The following is a 16,263-nucleotide window of genomic DNA, read 5'->3' as shown; positions in this document are numbered from 1 at the left end:
CCATGCACAACTCTGTGGATAACTGGTGGACAGCCGGTGCATCAGCGTTGTACGCCACCGCTGTCGCAGCGACCGAGACGCCCGCCCCGCCTGGGTTTTCGGCATGCCCCCGGCCCGTCCGGCAGGCCTGGGCCGGGCCGGGAATCGCTGTGGTCAACTCAGCGCTTGGTGCGCTCGATCAGGCCCAGGAAGGCGTCGATGAAGCCCTGCAGGAACGCGCGGCTGTCGGCGTTGGCGACCTGGTCGTCCGGTCCGAACAGGCCGTCCTTGTACTGCAGGAACACCTCCGGCTGGCCGAGCACATGCATGTTCAGGTAGGCCAGCACGTTGCGCAGGTGCTGCTGAGCGGTGGCGGTGCCGATGGCGCCGACCGAGATGCCGACCACCGCTGCCGGCTTGCCGGAAAATGCGCTGTCGCCATACGGGCGCGAGCCGGTGTCCAGCGCGTTCTTGAGCACGCCGGGGATCGAGCGGTTGTATTCGGGGGTCACGAACAACACCGCATCGGCGGCGCGGATCTGCTGTTTCAGGCGCGTGCCTTCGGCTGGGAAATCGCCATCGCGATCCTGGTTGTACAACGGGATATCCCCGATTTCCACGTACTCGAACACTGCCTTGTCGCCGGCCAGATGCTCCAGCGCGCGTGCCAGCTGAAGGTTGTACGACGCTGCGCGCAGGCTGCCAACGAGGACGGCGATGGTGAACTTGCTCATGGGAACGCTCCATTGGGGAAACCAGCGCCCGACTCTAGTCAGCCCGACGCGCACACCCGGTGAAACGCCTGCGCCGCCTCAGCGACGCACCGCCGCCCGCTGCGCGCGCCAATGCGCCTGCCATGCCTGGAACATCAGCACCGTCCACAGGTGCGTATGCCATTTGCGCTCGCCGCCGTTGAAGGCGCGCCAGAGCCCGGCCACGGTATCGGCGGCAAACACGCCCTCGCGCTCCAGCGTGCCATGCGCCAGCAGATCGTCCGCCCAGCCGTGCAGATCGCCGCGCAACCACGCACTGACCGGCGCGCCGAAGCCGCGCTTGCCGCGGTACACCATCGGGTCGGGCAGGTAGCGGCACAGCACGCGCTTGAGCAGGTACTTGCTGACGCCATCGTGGTACTTGAGCGACAACGGCAACGACCAGGCGAACTCGGCCACGCGCCAGTCCAGCAACGGTGCGCGCGCTTCCAGCCCCACCGCCATGGTGGTGCGATCCACCTTGCACAACAGATCGTCGGGCAGGTAGGCGGCAAAATCGGCCAGCATCATCGCGTCGGCCGGCGTGCCCGAGCCGTGCAGCGGGTCGGCAAGGCTGTAGAAACTGTCCGGCTCGGTGGCGCCCAGCACCACTGCGGCCGGATCGCGCCAACGCGAGATGCGGTTGCGGTAGATGTCGCCGATGCCACGCGCGCCGGCTTCCGCCACCAGCGCGGCCAACCCGCCGGTGCGCGAGGACTCGCCGTTGCTGCGCGCCGCCACCGCCATCAGCCGGCGCAGCGGACCCGGTACCAGGCCGTGCATGCGCCAGTTGCGCAGCGCGCGCTGGTAGCGGCCGTAGCCGAAGAACAGTTCGTCGCCTCCGTCGCCGGACAGCGCCACCGTCACCCCACCGCGTGCCAGCCGCGCCACCAGCGCGGTCGGCACCTGCGAGGCATCGGCAAACGGTTCGTCGAACATGTCCGGCAAGGTCGGCACCACCGCCAGCGCATCGGCGCCGCTGACATACAGCTCGGTGTGGTCGGTGTGCAGATGCGTGGCCACTTCGCGCGCCAGCGGCGCCTCGTCGTGATGCGAGCCTTCGAACCCAATGCTGAAGGTGTGGACCGGCTGGGCGCTCTGCGCCTGCATCATTGCGGTCACGATCGACGAATCGGTGCCGCCGGACAGGAACACGCCCACCGGCACGTCGGCCACCATGCGCAGCGCCACCGCATCGCGCAACACGCTGTCCAGTTGCTCTTCGGCCTGCGCATCGGTGCCGGTGAACGGCGCTGCCAGTGCGCGCTGCATCGCTTCGCGCGCATTCCAGAACGGCTGCTGCGCCTGGTCCGGCCGGTGCGCGGCAGCGCCCGCCGCCACGGTCTGCGCGTCCATCCGCAGCACCCGGCCGGGCATCAGCTTGAAGGTGTGCTCATGGATGCAGGCCGGGGCCGGGATGTAGCCCAGACGCAGCAGCAAGGTCAGCGCGTTGCGATCGACGCCATTGTCGAAATCCGGGTGCTGCCACAACGCCTTGAGTTCGGAACCGAACACCAGGGTGTCGCCGGCCCAGCCGTAGTACAGGGGCTTTTTGCCCACCCGGTCGCGTGCAAGAAACAGGCAGTTGTCGCGCTCGTCCCATAGCGCAATGGCGAACATGCCGTTGCAGCGGGACAAGGTGTCGTCCAGGCCCCACTCCACCACCGCCGCCAACAGCACCTCGGTATCGGAATGACCGCGGAAACGATGCCCCAGCGCCGCCAGGGCCGCGCGCAACTGCGCGAAGTTGTAGACCTCGCCGTTGTAGGCCAGCACATAGCGGCCGTCGGCCGAGCGCATCGGCTGATGTCCGAGCGGCGACAGATCCAGGATGCTCAACCGCTGGTGTGCCAGCGCCACGCCGGCCTGCGCATCGCACCAGGTGCCGGCATCGTCGGGGCCGCGATGACGCACGGCCGCGCCCATGGGGCGCACCAGCGCATCGAGCTGCTCGCCGTGCAGGCGCGGCGAGGCCAGCAGCAATCCTGCCAATCCGCACATCCTCAGCGCCCCTGCGACACGACGGTGGCCGGGCGAGAAGCGCCGGCACACCGCGCACTGACGGCGTGCCGGCCTTCGCGCGAGTGCGCGGGTGCCGATCCAGCGCCCTGCCCGCCCCCACCTGCTCCGCAGTTGGCTGCAGCAGAACCGGCCACCCGCACGCAGCATGCGCCGCTCATGCCGCCACCGCCGCAGGGGTCGGCATCGGCACGAATCCAGGCAGCGCCTGCACGCGTTGCAGCCAGGCACCGATCGCCGGCCAACGCTCCAGATCGAAGCCGCCATCTGCCGCGCAATGGGTGTAGGCAAACAAGGCGATGTCGGCTATGCCGTAGTCGGCGCCGGTGAACCAGGCGTGCTGCTGCAGGTGCTGTTCCATCACCGCCAGGGCCTGTTCGCCGCGCGCGCGCAGTTGCGGCAGTTCCGCGTGGCGCGACGCATCGCGCGGGGTCCACAGGCTGATGAAACGCGCCACCGCCACGTACGGTTCATGGCTGTACTGCTCGAAGAACATCCAGCTCAGGGCCTGCGCGCGCTGCCAGGCATCGGTGGGCAGGTACGGCGTGCCTTCGGCCAGCCAGAACAGGATCGCGTTGGATTCGGTGAGCACGCGGCCGTCGTCGCGCTCCACCATCGGCACCTTGCCGTTGGGGTTCTTGGCCAGGTACTCGGGCGTGCGGCTCTGCCCGGCCACGCTGTCCACTTCGACCCAGTGATACCGGCTGCCCAGCTGCTCCAGCAGCAAGCGCACCTTGTAGCAATTACCGGAGCTGGACATGCCATGCACGGTCAACGGGGGACGCACGGTCGACATCACACTGGCTCCGCGGCAACAACGAGGGGCTGGCAGTGTCACAGCCCTTTGCGGCTTTGCAAAGCCCTGCGCAGGGTGCTGGCCGGCCATCGCCGGCGGAGTGCGCGCTGCCAGCGCAGGAGCCTGCAGCCGATGTGGGCCGCATCCCGCCTCAGCCCATCGCCACGATGGCGACCGGCACCCCCAGCACCGCCAGCAGCACGCCCAGCAGCGACAGCGTCAACGCCCAGGCACCGAACGCGCGGCTGCGCGCACAGCCGGTCGTGCCGGCCACCGACTGGATTGCGCTGATCGACCACCACACCGCCCCGAGCATCAGCAGCAGCACGCACACCGACAGCTGCGCCATGCCGGCCGGGTCGCTGGCCCCGGTGCGCAGCAGCCCCACCCTGCCCTTGAGCGCCACCAGCGCGGCGAGCACGCACACCAACCATGGCAGGACACTGCCGGCCATCACCGGCAGCAGGCGATCGAAACGCGCAGCGCTGCCCATCCAGCGCAACAGCACCGTGAGCAGCACGCAGCCCAGCGGCAGCAGCGCGCCGACGGCGACGATGCCCGCCAGCTGCATCCACCACGGCAGCGCGTGCAGCCACATCCACGTCGACACCAGCGTGGTCACGACGAACACGGCCCACGCGCTCATGCGCAACCGGCCTTGTTGCGGCATGCGTTGCGCCGTGCCATGCGGGTTGAACAGCATCCCGCCCAATCCGCCAGCACGCCACCACGGCAGGCACGCCAGTACCAGCACGATGAGCGCCAGCAGCCCGGCCAACGGTTCGCCCAGCGCACGCCAGTCCGGTGGCTGCGAGCGCCGCCGCGGCTTCAGATCCTGATTGAAGTACAGCAGGTCGCGCGCACGCTCCATGTCGGCCGATGCACGTGCCACCTCCCCGGCGGGAATGCGATCGGTAAAACGCTGCCATTCGCCCACGATGACCAGGCGGTCATCGCGCATTGCGATCGTGCGCGAGAAGCGGAACCAGGGGTTGGCCACGATCTGCGTGTCGCTCTCCACGGTCACCGCCGGGTCGGCCTGCACGCGCACGGTCTGCCGTGCCAGCTGCGGTCCACCCAGCGCCAACGGGCTCTTGCGCGCCTGCGCGGGCAAGGCCTGCATCCACTCGCCGAGCTGGAACAACGGGAAGCCGAGCTCGTCGCCTTCCCTGGCCGGCCATTCCAGCCGATAGGTTTCGTGGGTACGCACGTTCAGCGCGTCGGCAGCGTCGATGGTCGGCTCGCTCACCTGGGTCAGCGCGGTGTAGTAGTGCTGCATGAACTCCAGATAGTGCTCGCCCACAGCGGGCGCACCATTGGTTTCGAAACCCGACGCCACCTGCTCCCCGCGCCCCTGCCGGTAGATGGTGTCCACCGCAAAGCGCGCCACGCGCTGCGGCTTGCGCAGCGATACCACCACGTCCTCGACCACCTCGACCTGCGGCAACGTCGGCATCGGCGCCGGCACCGCCACCAGGGCGTCCTGCCCGGCCAGCACCGGCAATCCGCGCACGAACGGTAGCGGCCGGCGCTGCGCAAGCGCACCGTCCTCGCGGTCACGCGTGGCATCCACCCAGATCTCGCCCTGGGGCAGATGCGCACGCACCACCACATGGTTGAACGCGTACGGACTGGGCAGGCGCTGGTCCAGCGTGCCGCCCTTGTCGCTGCTGACCAGCACCGGCTCGGCGCGGATGCCGGCCAGCTGCAGCAGCGCAATCAACAAGGTCGCCTTGTCCTTGCAATCGCCATAGCGGTTGCGCAAGGTCACTTCCGGCGCATGCGGGGCGTGCGAGTTCTCGCCCATGTCCAGCCCGACGTAACGGATCTCGCCCTGCACGAACGCCACCGCGCGCAGCAACGCGCCTTGTGGATCGTCGCTGCGCAGCCGCAGGCTCTGCGCCATGCCGGCCGCCACCTGCGCGTCCTTGAATGCATCCGGATACAGCTGCGCCGCCCACGCCGCGACCGCCGCCCAGTTGCCGGCGGTGGAGATCTCGATCAACCCGTATGGGTCGACATCGTCGGGAGCGTCCTTTTCTGGCTGCATGGCGGCGATCGTGCGTGCGCCGATGTTCAACAGCGCGACCCCGTCCGCGGTGCTGACGTTTCGGCTGAAGCCTGGCGCGCTGATGCGCCACTGCAACGCCATCGCGGCGGGGTAACGCACGCGGACCCGACGTTCGCCCAGCGGCACCCCATAGCGTGCATCGAACACGTCGTGATAGCCCTTGCCGAAGACCGGATTGCTGCCGGTGATGGTCACGCCATAATCGACCCGGTCGCCCACGCGCAGATCCGGCAGGGTGATCGACAGGGTCAACGCGCCATCGATCAGGCCATCTTCCAGCCCGCTTTCGCGGCGCAGGCGCGCGTAGTGGGCCCGGCCGCGCATGTCGAGGCGCTTGCCGTCGCGCCACACGTCCAGGCTGTTGAGTTCCAGCGTCTGGTACTGCGGCTGATAGTCGACGGAAATCTGGCCGGCCTCATCCAGGCTCTTGGCACGTTGCACCGTGTAGCTCAATCGCCGGTAGGCGCGCGGCGCGCGTCCGGTGAGATCGACCTGGTCGGACACCAGCTCATAGCGCAGCCCGCTCGCGCCCGGCACATGCTCGGGCACCGCATCGGCCACCACCCATCCCGGCACCGGCGCCATCGTGGGCGCCTCGCTGGCCTGCGCCGGTACGGCCGCCCCGGCGGTGATCGCACACCACACCCACACCATCCACATCACGCCACGCAGGCGTCCCACCCCATCCTTGCCGATCAACACCCGCTCCTCGTCAAAACGCATTGAACCCCGTCAACGCACGCCCCACCACCAGCTGATGCACGGTTTCGGTGCCCTCGTAGGTGATCACCGATTCCAGGTTCAGCGCATGCCGGATCGCCGCATGCTCGGTGGTGATGCCGGCCGCGCCCAGCAGCTCGCGGCATTCGCGCGCTACGTCCAGCGCCATGCGGCAATTATTCCACTTTGCCAGCGAGATCTGCTCCGGTCGCACGGTGCCGGCGTCCTTCAGCCGCCCCAACTGCAACGCCAGCAACTGGGCGGTGGCAATGCGCCGCGCCATGTCGGCCAGCTTGATCTGCGCGCTCTGGGTGGCCGCCAGGGGCCGGCCGAACAGGATGCGCTCGCCGCTATAGGCCAGCGCCTCGCGCAGGCAGGCCACCGCCGCGCCGATCGCGCCCCAGGCGATGCCGTAGCGGGCCTGGTTGAGGCAGCCCAGCGGCGCCTTGAGGCCGGCCGCGTTCGGTAGCCGCATGGGTTCTGGCACGAATACGTTGTCCAGAAACAACGCCGACGTGACCGACGCACGCAGGCTCATCTTGTGCGAGATGTCTTGCGCGCCGAAACCGGGGCTGTCGGTCTCCACCAGAAACCCGCACACACCATCATCGGTCTGCGCCCAGATGACGGCCAGGCCGGCAATGCTGCCGTTGGTGATCCACAGCTTGGCACCGTTCAAGCGCCAGCCGTCGCCCTCGCGCACCGCGCGCGTGGTCATGGCGGCCGGGTCCGAACCACCTTGCGCCTCGCTCAGCCCGAAGCAGCCGATCACCCGGCCGGCGGCCATCTCCGGCAGCCAGCGCCGGCGTTGCGCCTCGCTGCCATAGGCATGGATCGGATACATGCACAGCGAGGACTGCACGCTGACAAAACTGCGCACCCCGCTGTCGCCACGCTCCAGTTCCTGGCAGATCATCCCATACGCCACCGCGCCCAGGCCCGCACCGCCATGTTCCACCGGCAGGCTGGCGCCCAGCACGCCCAGGCCCGCCAATTCCGGCACCCACTCGCGTGGAAACCGCGCGGCGTCGAAGGCATCGCCGATGGCCGGCAGCACGCGGCTGTCGGTGAAGCGCGCCACCGCATCCTGCACTGCCCGCTCGTCGTCGGTGAGCAGCGCACGCACATCGAACAGATCATCGGCACGCACCGGCATCGCCGCTTCCAAGCAGGGAGTTAGGGCAAGTATCCGTCAGTTGCCGGGCGCGCGGCCTCCTTGCGCAGGGGCGCGGGCAAAAAAAGAGCCGGCGATGCCGGCTCTTGTTGACGCAGTAGGCTCAGCCCATCACTGGCGGCTGCTCATGCCGTCCTGACGGATGCCCGCATCTCCCGCGGTCGAGGCGGTCTGGGTCACCAACTGACCATCGACTACCGCGAGGCGATCGCTCGCCGGCTTGTCGTTCATGCGCACAGTCTTTTCGAACCCGTCGTAGCGATACGTCACGTCGTAGGCCACCACGTTGTCGGCATCGCCCAGCGAAATGCGCTCGCCCGGCTTGTTGTCCATCCGCATGGTGCCGGTGGTGCCATCGGCATTGCGGTAGGTCACGTCATAGCCCACCACGCGCGACGACGAGGAGTTGGCATTTTCGGTGTGGCACTGGCGCTCGGTACGATCCACTACGCGGCCGCCGACATGGTTACGGTCCACGCGGTTGCCGATGAAGCCGCCGCCCACCGCACCTGCGGCCGTGGCCAGCTTGCGGCCGTTGCCGCCACCGACCTGGTTACCGATCAGGCCACCGATGACCGCGCCGGCCACGGTGCCGCCGACGTTGCCATCGCGCTCGGGCAGGCGCTCCTGCACCACGACGTCGCGGCACACTTCGCGCGGCGAAGAGCTGGTGGTGGTTTCGCGGATGGCGTTGCTGTTGATGACCTGGGCGTACTGCGGCTCGCGCTGGGTGATCGGGGCGACCCGAACCACGTCGGCGTATTCCAGCCCGCGCGGCGCCGGCTGGCCATTCGCCACAAAGTCGCCGGAGGACGGACGATTATTCATGAAGGCGGCCGTAGCCACGCCTCCAACCAGCAAGGCACCAGCAGCGACCAGTATAGTTGTCGTATTGCTCTTCATAACCAGCTCCCTGCGGACGCACCGCGTTGTTGACGGCGTGATTCCAGCATGTGAACCCTGAACGAAAACGCCCTCGCTCATGAACGGTTCGGTTAAGTTCAGCTAGCGGTTACTTCATGCACTTCTAACAGGCGGAGCTCTCGCATGCGAAATCCTCTCACCGCACGCGCCCTGGAATGGGCGGCCAAACTGCGCTATCCCACGTTGTTCAAGCTGGCAGCCACGCTGTTCGTGGTGGATGTGCTGGTGCCGGATGTCGTGCCATTTGTGGACGAACTGCTGTTCGGGCTCACCACGCTGCTGCTGGCGAACTGGAAAACCCGGAAGGCGCCGCTGCCGGCATCGGTGCGCCGCGACTGATGCAGTTGATCGACAGCCACTGCCATCTGGACGCGAGCGAATTCGATCACGACCGCGCCGAGGTGATTGCGCGTGCACGCGCGGCCGGCATCCTGCAGCAGGTGGTGCCGGCGATCACTGCCGCCAGCTGGCCGGGCCTGCGCGAGGTCTGTTCCCAGGCGCCGGGACTGCATCCGGCCTACGGCCTGCACCCGATCTTTCTCGACCAGCACCAGCCCGACCACCTGGAGCTGCTGGCCGAGTGGATCACGCGCGAGCGCCCCTGCGCCATCGGTGAGTGCGGTCTGGATTTCTATCTGGACGGCCTGGACGCAGGCACGCAACGCGACTATTTCGATGGGCAATTGCGCCTGGCCAAGCGCTTCGACCTGCCGGTGATCGTGCATGCACGCCGGGCCACCGAAGAAGTCATCGCCCGCATCAAGGCAGTCGGTGGCCTACGTGGCGTGGTGCATAGCTTTGCCGGCAGCCCCGAGCAGGCGCAGCAGTTATGGAAGCTGGATTTCCTGATCGGCCTGGGCGGCCCGGTCACCTACCCGCGCGCCAATCGCCTGCGCGGCCTTGCCGCACGCATGCCGCTGCAACAGCTGCTGCTGGAAACCGACGCACCGGATCAGCCCGACGCCAGCATCCGCGGCCAGCGCAACGAGCCGGCATTGCTGCGCACGGTGCTGGACTGCATCGCGCAGCTGCGGGGCGAAGAGGCCGCCGTCATTGCCGAGCAGACCACGGCCAACGCGTGCCGCCTGTTCGGTTTGCCGGCCTGGCCTGGTCCGCGCAGCGCACTGCCGCAGCGCGGGTGATGCTCACGGCGCCGCCGCAGCCTCGGCCACCGGCGTGGACGTGGTGGTCCTGGGCTTGAGCAACATCTCCAACGCCTTGCCCACCGCCACGAATGCGAACGTGCCGGTGATGTGGGTAGCCGCGCCCAGCCCGGCGCCGCAGTCCAGCTTGAGGGTGGCGTCGGCATCGAGCTGGGGGCGAATCCCGCATACGCTGCCGTCGGCTTGCGGGTACTTGACGTTTTCCAGCGAGTACACCGCCGGCACGCCGAAGTAGCGCTGCGCATTCTTGGGGAAATTGAACTCGCTGCGCAGCTTCTTGCGGATCAGCGCCAGCATCGCATCGTGTTCGGTCCGCGAGACATCGCGCACGCGCACCAGGGTGGGATCGGTACGCCCGCCGGCGGCGCCGACGGTCAGCAACGGCAGCTTGCGTCGGCGGCACCAGGCGATGGTTTCCACCTTGACCCGGAAACTGTCGCAGGCATCGATCACCAGATCGAACCCCTCGCCCAGCAGCGTTTCGATATTGCCGGCAGTGAGAAACGCCTCCACCGCATCGGCCTCGATCTCCGGGTTGATCGCCATGCAACGCTCGGCCATCGCGCGCGCCTTGTTGCGCCCGTACTGCCCGGCCAGCGCCGGCAATTGCCGGTTGGTGTTGGACACGCACAGGTCGTCGGCATCGATCAGGCGGATGTGGCCGACGCCGGTACGCGCCAGCGCTTCCACCACCCACGAGCCCACCCCGCCCATTCCTACCACCGCCACGCGACAGGCGGCCAGGCGCTCTACCGTGCCGACCCCGTATAGCCGGTCGATACCGGCAAAGCGTTCACGCCATTGTGCTTTCATCGCCCTATTTTACGCGCGCCATCCACCGCGCGTCCGCCCAACGCCAGACCTCGCTGCCGGAGCACGCGTCATGACCGACTCCCCTGCCAATCAATCGCGCACGGCGCGTTACGGCTTCATGCTGGTCCTGGGGGGATTGATCGGACTGGTGGCCACGGTGATGGTGGCGCGTGTGCTGCAGGCCAGGCGCGACCCGGTCCCGGACAGCCTGATGCAGGTCATGGCCTACCAATTGCGCGCCCTGCAAGCGCCACCCACTGCAACCTGCACCCTGGCGCAGCAACGCGCGCGGTTGCGCTCGCTACGCCTGCTTGCCGACGAACTGGAGCCCGCATTCGCGAACCTCGGCGAGGACCGCCGCTTCGTCGAACATGCCGACGCGCTGCGCGCGACGCTGGACCGCGCGCAACCCGCGCCGGCCACCGACTGCGCGGCAGTTGCCGAATCGGGAACGCACATCGCCGACGCCTGCGAGGCCTGTCACCGTGACTTTCGATGAATAGGGCGCTCGGGTTTCGTTAAGCCTGGAGTGATGCAGTTGGCAGACTGTTCACCTGGACCATCCCAGGATGACATCGCCGCGGCCCCGACCGCCTTCAGAACCATCCGGAGACACCTCATGAAGACCCGACTGCTCGTTATCGGCCTGGCTGCAACCGCAACCCTGGTTGGCTGCGCCACCTCCCAGCCCCAGTACGGCAGCTATCGCGGCGACCGCGGTTACGACCAGGGCTATTCGCAGCCGGCGCCGCGCTGCGTGGATTGCGGCATCGTCACCCGTATCGACGAGGTGGGCCCGACCCGCACCGCGCCGACCGGCACCGGTGCCGTGCTTGGCGGCATCGTCGGCGCCGTCGCCGGCCGCCAGATTTCCAAGGAAACCGGCGGCAGCAAGGGCAACAAGAACGTTTCAGCCGTAGCCGGTGCCGCCGCCGGCGCGCTTGCCGGCAACGCCATCCAGAACAACGTCACCAGCGACAGCTTCGACGTGCAGGTGCGCATGGACGATGGCCGGGTCATCGTGGTGAACCAGCGCGATCTGGCGGGTGTCCGCGAAAACGCCTACGTGCGCGTGGTCAACGGCCGCGTGGTGCTGCGCTGACCGGCGCAGGTCTCCGGGCCGCAGACAGCAGAAAGGCCCGGTGACGGGCCTTTCTGCTGTCTGTGCCACGTGCTGGCACGCTGCGGCGCTCAGACCACCTGCACCGCGTCGGCCTGCAGACCTTTCTGGCCCTGCACGACGGTGAAGCTGACCTTCTGCCCCTCCTTGAGACTCTTGAAGCCCTGGATCTGGATCGCGCGGAAATGGACGAACACATCCTCGCCATTTTCGCGGCTGATGAATCCAAAGCCCTTGGCATCGTTGAACCACTTCACGACACCATTCTCGCGTTCGATGTTGGACATCTCGACTGACTCCCTACGACACTGTGATGGACTGGCGGTGGTGGCTGTGATTGCAAGGAGGAAGCGAGGTACATGGATGTAGCGGATCGAACGATCTACCGCATCAGGCCACGATTCACGGTGACCTTTGCAAACAGCAGCGGCTGCAACTTAACCCGCGCAAAACGAATTTTCAAGCACCCCTTGCGCATTTTTGTCAAGCCTGAAATAGGACATTTCTAAACCATCATGGACACCACCGTCGTCTATTACGTGTTGGCCGGAGCGCTCGTGCTGATCGGCCTGGCCGGGGTGATCCTGCCCGCCCTGCCCGGCCTGCCGCTGGTATTTGCCGGGCTGCTGGTCGCCGCCTGGGCCGATGGCTTCACCCATGTGGGGTGGATTGCGCTGGTGATCCTGGGTTTGATCACTGCCGGCTCCTTCCTGATCGATTTCCTGGCGACCGCCTACGGTGCCCAGCGCGTGGGCGCCAGCAAGACGGCGCTGTGGGGCTCGGTGATCGGCGCCATCGCCGGCATCTTCTTCATGCCGATCGGGTTGTTCGTCGGGCCGTTTGCCGGGGCCTGGCTTGGCGAGTACTACCAGACCCGCAAGAGCGGCCAGGCCACCAAGGTCGGCATCGGGACCTGGCTGGGCATCATGCTCGGCGCGGCGACCAAGCTGGCACTGGGGCTGTGCATGCTCGGCGTGTTTGCGATCGCCTGGTTCTTCTAGCGCGTGTCGATCGCTGCAGCGGTTCGGCAAACGCGCACTCGCCACGCCTGACCGGCTGCGGCGATGACCTGCCTGGCAAGCGCCGTGCTGGCAGCCGCGCTGCCCACTGCCGGCGTCCGTCCGATCGTGGCGGCGTGCCCACGCATCGTGGCAAGCGACGCAACACCGCGTTCAATGCCCACATCGCACCGACGAATGTTATGGCCGTGTACACATCGCGTATGCAGACGCGACCATTAAGCTACGCATCTCTGCGCCTGCCTGGCGCAACACCTCGGCCAGACTGACCATGTCCAAGCACCGCACCCGCCCCTTGATGCTGATTGCCCTGGCCGCTGCGCCGCTGGCGCAGGCGCAGGAAATCGCCCCGCAACCGGCTTCGCCGCAGGCCTGCACCTCGGTGACCTCGGACGCGGCGCGCCTGGCCTGCTACGACCAGGCCCTGGGCCATACCCCGCAAGCCGTGCAGGAGGCAGATGCCGCAGCGCAACTGGCCAAGCAGGCCGACAAGCCGGATGACGCCCGCAAGCTCAGCCGGGTGGGCGATTTCTTCCGTGCCGACGGCCAGGACCCGTCGAAGGAAGAAGCCGTTGCCAATGCCGGGCGTGGCTCGTTGCTGGACCGCCGCTGGGAGTTGGCCAAGGATTCCAAGCTGGGCACGTTTCAGTTGCGCGGCTACAAGCCGGTCTATCTGCTGCCGGCGTTCTGGACCAGCGACAGCAACCGCACCCCGCAGTCGCCCAACCCGGCCAACTCGGTCAATACCCCGCAACAGCTGGACAGCGCCGAGCTGAAGTTCCAGCTCAGCTTCAAGACCAAGGTGGCCGAAGACCTGTTTGGCGACAATGGGGATATCTGGATGGGGTACACCCAGAGCTCGCGCTGGCAGGCCTACAACTCCGATGCCTCGCGCCCGTTCCGCGAAACCAATTACGAACCCGAAGCGATGCTGGTGTTTCGCAACAACTACAGCATCTTCGGCTGGAAAGGCCGCATGAGCGGCATCAGCCTCAATCACATGTCCAACGGGCGCGCCGATCCGCTGTCGCGCTCCTGGAACCGGGTGATCCTCAATTTCGGGCTGGATCGCGAGAACTGGGCACTCAGCCTGCGCCCGTGGTTCCGCATCAAGGAAGACCGCGCCGACGACAATAATCCCGACATCGAGGATTACATGGGCCGTGGCGATGCCACCCTGGTCTACAACAAGGACGGCCACGAGTTCGCCGTGATCGCACGCCATTCGCTGCGCGGCGGCGATCGTTCGCACGGTTCGGTGCAGCTGGATTACGGCTTTCCGATCACCAACCTGCTGCGTGGCCATGTGCAGGTGTTCGACGGCTACGGCGAAAGCCTGATCGACTACAACCACAAGGCCACCTACATCGGCCTGGGCGTGTCGTTGCTGGAGTGGTTCTGAGGCCTTGCGGTGCGCCCGGCCGGCGCACCGCACGCGATTGGAATGCAGGGCCGCGCGGCTGCAGCCTGTCGCAGGCGCAAAGCGCAACGCAAAAGGCCGGCATTGCTGCCGGCTTTTTTGCGTCTGCATGGCGCAGTCATGCATTGCCAATGACAGCGGCTTACACGATGCAGGCGGCACAGCCGTGCAGCCTGCATCGCGTGCCGACGGCCGCAAGCCGGCGGCTCAGACGTCGAAGAAATCCACCTTGCCGTCTTTCAGCGTGTAATAGGCACCCACGACCTTGCACGCACCGGCGCGCAGGGGTTCGAGCAACGCAGGTTCGGAGGCAGCGCGCAGGCGATCGACGGTGCGCTTGACGTTGGCCTTCACCGACGCGCCCAGCAGATCATCGCCACCCTTGCTCTTGGCGGTCAGCACCGCCGGGACGATGGGCTCGATCATGGCGCCGATGGCACCCGGGAAGAATGCGTTCTGCTCCACTACCGATACCGCTGCTGCCACGGCGCCGCAGCTCTCGTGCCCCATCACCACCACCAGCGGTACGCCCAACTGGCTCACTGCGTATTCGATCGAGCCCAGCGCGGTGGTGTCCACGGTGTTACCGGCGTTGCGGACGATGAACATTTCACCGAGCCCACGGCCGAACAGCAGCTCCGGCGGAACCCGCGAGTCCGAGCACGACACCAGGATCACGAACGGGGTCTGGCCCAAGGCCAGCTCCAGCCGGCGCTTGCTGTCGGAGATCACCTTCTTGGGGCGGTTCTCGACGAAGGCGGCATTGCCGTCGCGCAGGACCCGCAGTGCCTGCTCGGCGGTCAGGTCGGTCTTTTTCGATGGCGCCGCGCGCACCGCGAACGGGAGCGAGCCGGCAGCGGCGGCGATCGGTGCGCAACAGGCGCCCTGCAGCAATTTTCGACGGGATGCGGAATGCGACATGGACGAGCCCCTGCTCTCTGGTTGGTGTCGCGATCGTACTATGTGGCAAGCGTGACAAAACCGCTCCGGCCGGGGTTATGCGCACAGGAGTTCGCAGCCGCGTGCCGCCGGTTCAGGTCCAGTCCGCCAGGCCCTCGCGCCGATAGGTTTCCTGAAACGCGGGGCGCGCTTTCATACGCTGCGCATGCGCTTTGAGGGCCGGCCAGGTGTCGCTCGGCCGCGGCATGTTGCGCGACCAGCGCATCATCATGGTCAGCATGAAATCGGCAGCCGACAGCGTGTTCCCGAGCAGGTAGGGCCCGCCCGCCTGCAGATGCGCATCGACCTGGGCCCAGGCGGTTTCCACCTTCTCGCGCGCCTGTGCCTGCGCGCTGTCGGTGTGGGCGGCGCCGGCCGGTTCGTGCGGGTAGAACCAGGCGCGGTAGGCCGGCTGCAGGGTATTGGCGCAGAAGAACATCCACTTGTAGTAGGCCGCACGCTCCGGGGTGCCCACCGGCGGTGCCAGCCCGGCCTGCGGATAGAGGTCGGCCAGGTGCAGCACGATCGCTGCCGCCTCGGTCAGGACCTGTCCATCCAGCACCAGGGTCGGCACCACGCCGGCGGGATTGAGTGCCAGGTAAGCCGGTTGTTTATGCTCGCCGCGCTCGAAGTCCAGCGGATGCAGCACGTGGGCAACATCCAGTTCGATCAGCAGCCAATGCACGACCAGGGCGGCGGTGCTGGGGGTGTGGTAGAGCGTGGTGGTCATGCGGATTCCCGGGTGAGATGAGGTTAGCTGAGGTCACGAAACAAAGGGGCGATCATCGGATAGGCGTTGCCGGCGTCCGCCGTCGGTGCGATTGGTCCATTCGAGGCGGCACCTGCGCGCCGTCCACACGCACACGACAGCCGCCTGCGATGTTCATTGGCCGCTGTTGTCGGTACAGGCACGCAGGCAGGCAAGCTTGCGCGGTTCGCAGCGGCTGTCGTCGCTCTGCTGGCTGCAATCGAAGACCTGCGCCATGCAGTTGGCCCGCTGCGCCGGGTTTTGCGCGTCGTCGCAGCGCTTTCCCCATGGCGCTATCGACGCGCGGCAGCTGCTCTCGCTTGGGCGGTTGGCACGACACTGCCTGGCACTGTCGTTGCACTGGGTGATGCAGCGTTCGCCCGCCGTCGGCCCGCTGAAGCGTGTCGAGGTCGCACTCGGTTCGAGTGGTGTGGGTTCGGCGAACGGCGCCGGTGCGGTGGGCGGCGGCAAGTAGTTGCCCGAAGGAAACAGCACCGTGGGCGCGGCCTTTTGCTGCGCGGCTGCGTCAACACTGGCGCACAGCGCCATGATCAGGCACAGACGTCGGAGCATTCCTGTTCTCCCTGGACATCGGCAATCGAAGGT

The 16,263-nt window shown here is 67.2% G+C and carries 17 protein-coding genes; 7 read left to right on the top strand and 10 right to left on the bottom strand.

The features are described from left to right. Positions 1–158: 158 nt before the first annotated feature. The 6 genes from ACCQ12_RS07455 to ACCQ12_RS07430 all read right to left on the bottom strand — a co-directional run bounded on the left by ACCQ12_RS07455 (position 159) and on the right by ACCQ12_RS07430 (position 8,414). A complete protein-coding gene (locus ACCQ12_RS07455) occupies positions 159–713 on the bottom strand; it encodes an NADPH-dependent FMN reductase (protein ID WP_372383287.1) in 555 nt (184 codons plus the stop codon). Between the two features lie 78 nt (positions 714–791). Next, positions 792–2,732 (bottom strand): asparagine synthase (glutamine-hydrolyzing), encoded by a 1,941-nt coding sequence (asnB, locus tag ACCQ12_RS07450; protein ID WP_372383286.1) that lies wholly within the window; start codon positions 2,730–2,732, stop codon positions 792–794. Positions 2,733–2,907: 175 nt separating this feature from the next. Then, positions 2,908–3,546 carry a glutathione S-transferase family protein gene (locus ACCQ12_RS07445; protein ID WP_199680122.1) on the bottom strand — a complete coding sequence of 213 codons (639 nt, stop codon included), beginning with the start codon at positions 3,544–3,546 and terminating at the stop codon, positions 2,908–2,910. A gap of 151 nt (positions 3,547–3,697) precedes the next feature. Further along, complete coding sequence (locus tag ACCQ12_RS07440) at positions 3,698–6,271, bottom strand: DUF3857 domain-containing transglutaminase family protein (RefSeq protein WP_372383575.1); 2,574 nt, start codon at positions 6,269–6,271, stop codon at positions 3,698–3,700. 58 nt (positions 6,272–6,329) lie between these two features. Further along, complete coding sequence (locus tag ACCQ12_RS07435; RefSeq protein ID WP_372383285.1) at positions 6,330–7,505, bottom strand: acyl-CoA dehydrogenase family protein; 1,176 nt, start codon at positions 7,503–7,505, stop codon at positions 6,330–6,332. A 117-nt stretch (positions 7,506–7,622) separates the two neighbouring features. Next, positions 7,623–8,414, bottom strand: a complete 792-nt coding sequence (locus ACCQ12_RS07430; protein WP_047693557.1) for a glycine zipper 2TM domain-containing protein — start codon at positions 8,412–8,414, stop codon at positions 7,623–7,625. A gap of 144 nt (positions 8,415–8,558) precedes the next feature. Between ACCQ12_RS07430 and ACCQ12_RS07425 the strand changes: the two genes are divergently transcribed. Together ACCQ12_RS07425 and ACCQ12_RS07420 are read left to right on the top strand one after the other, a co-directional pair. Beyond that, positions 8,559–8,774 (top strand): DUF6116 family protein, encoded by a 216-nt coding sequence (locus ACCQ12_RS07425; RefSeq protein WP_047693558.1) that lies wholly within the window; start codon positions 8,559–8,561, stop codon positions 8,772–8,774. Continuing rightward, complete coding sequence (locus ACCQ12_RS07420; RefSeq protein ID WP_184440087.1) at positions 8,774–9,577, top strand: TatD family hydrolase; 804 nt, start codon at positions 8,774–8,776, stop codon at positions 9,575–9,577. The genes ACCQ12_RS07425 and ACCQ12_RS07420 overlap by 1 nt, the downstream gene beginning before the upstream one ends. Before the next feature lie 3 nt (positions 9,578–9,580). On the opposite strand, the gene ACCQ12_RS07415 is transcribed toward ACCQ12_RS07420, so the two are convergent. Continuing rightward, positions 9,581–10,411: a tRNA threonylcarbamoyladenosine dehydratase gene (locus tag ACCQ12_RS07415; RefSeq protein WP_179454606.1), complete on the bottom strand. Its 831-nt coding sequence runs from the start codon at positions 10,409–10,411 to the stop codon at positions 9,581–9,583. 70 nt (positions 10,412–10,481) lie between these two features. On the opposite strand from ACCQ12_RS07415, the gene ACCQ12_RS07410 reads away from it, so the two are divergent. Beyond that, a complete protein-coding gene (locus ACCQ12_RS07410) occupies positions 10,482–10,910 on the top strand; it encodes a hypothetical protein (protein WP_166743267.1) in 429 nt (142 codons plus the stop codon). A 120-nt stretch (positions 10,911–11,030) separates the two neighbouring features. After that, entirely contained in the window at positions 11,031–11,513 is a 483-nt protein-coding gene (locus ACCQ12_RS07405) for a glycine zipper 2TM domain-containing protein (protein ID WP_047693562.1), read from the top strand. Between the two features lie 89 nt (positions 11,514–11,602). Here the strand turns inward: ACCQ12_RS07405 and ACCQ12_RS07400 are convergent, their stop codons facing one another. Further along, a complete protein-coding gene (locus ACCQ12_RS07400; protein WP_003483561.1) occupies positions 11,603–11,818 on the bottom strand; it encodes a cold-shock protein in 216 nt (71 codons plus the stop codon). Positions 11,819–12,046: 228 nt separating this feature from the next. Here ACCQ12_RS07400 and ACCQ12_RS07395 point away from each other — a divergent pair, with 228 nt between their 5' ends. Then, positions 12,047–12,532, top strand: coding sequence for a DUF456 domain-containing protein (locus ACCQ12_RS07395; RefSeq protein ID WP_166743268.1), 486 nt, complete (start codon positions 12,047–12,049; stop codon positions 12,530–12,532). Between the two features lie 289 nt (positions 12,533–12,821). Next, complete coding sequence (locus ACCQ12_RS07390; protein ID WP_372383284.1) at positions 12,822–13,952, top strand: phospholipase A; 1,131 nt, start codon at positions 12,822–12,824, stop codon at positions 13,950–13,952. A 225-nt stretch (positions 13,953–14,177) separates the two neighbouring features. On the opposite strand, the gene ACCQ12_RS07385 is transcribed toward ACCQ12_RS07390, so the two are convergent. Together ACCQ12_RS07385 and ACCQ12_RS07380 are read right to left on the bottom strand one after the other, a co-directional pair. Further along, positions 14,178–14,891 carry a carbonic anhydrase gene (locus ACCQ12_RS07385; RefSeq protein WP_372383283.1) on the bottom strand — a complete coding sequence of 238 codons (714 nt, stop codon included), beginning with the start codon at positions 14,889–14,891 and terminating at the stop codon, positions 14,178–14,180. Between the two features lie 112 nt (positions 14,892–15,003). Further along, on the bottom strand, positions 15,004–15,639 hold the full coding sequence (locus tag ACCQ12_RS07380; RefSeq protein ID WP_355587566.1) for a glutathione S-transferase family protein: 636 nt from the start codon (positions 15,637–15,639) through the stop codon (positions 15,004–15,006). A 196-nt stretch (positions 15,640–15,835) separates the two neighbouring features. Between ACCQ12_RS07380 and ACCQ12_RS07375 the strand changes: the two genes are divergently transcribed. Then, complete coding sequence (locus ACCQ12_RS07375) at positions 15,836–16,132, top strand: hypothetical protein (protein ID WP_372383282.1); 297 nt, start codon at positions 15,836–15,838, stop codon at positions 16,130–16,132. Positions 16,133–16,263 lie beyond the last annotated feature (131 nt).

It is taken from the genome of Xanthomonas sp. NCPPB 1068, assembly GCF_041479385.2.
In the GTDB taxonomy this organism is placed as follows: Bacteria; Pseudomonadota; Gammaproteobacteria; order Xanthomonadales; family Xanthomonadaceae; genus Xanthomonas; species Xanthomonas cannabis.
The sequence above is the reverse complement of the archived record's forward strand: the minus strand, read 5'-3'. Positions and strand labels throughout refer to the sequence as shown.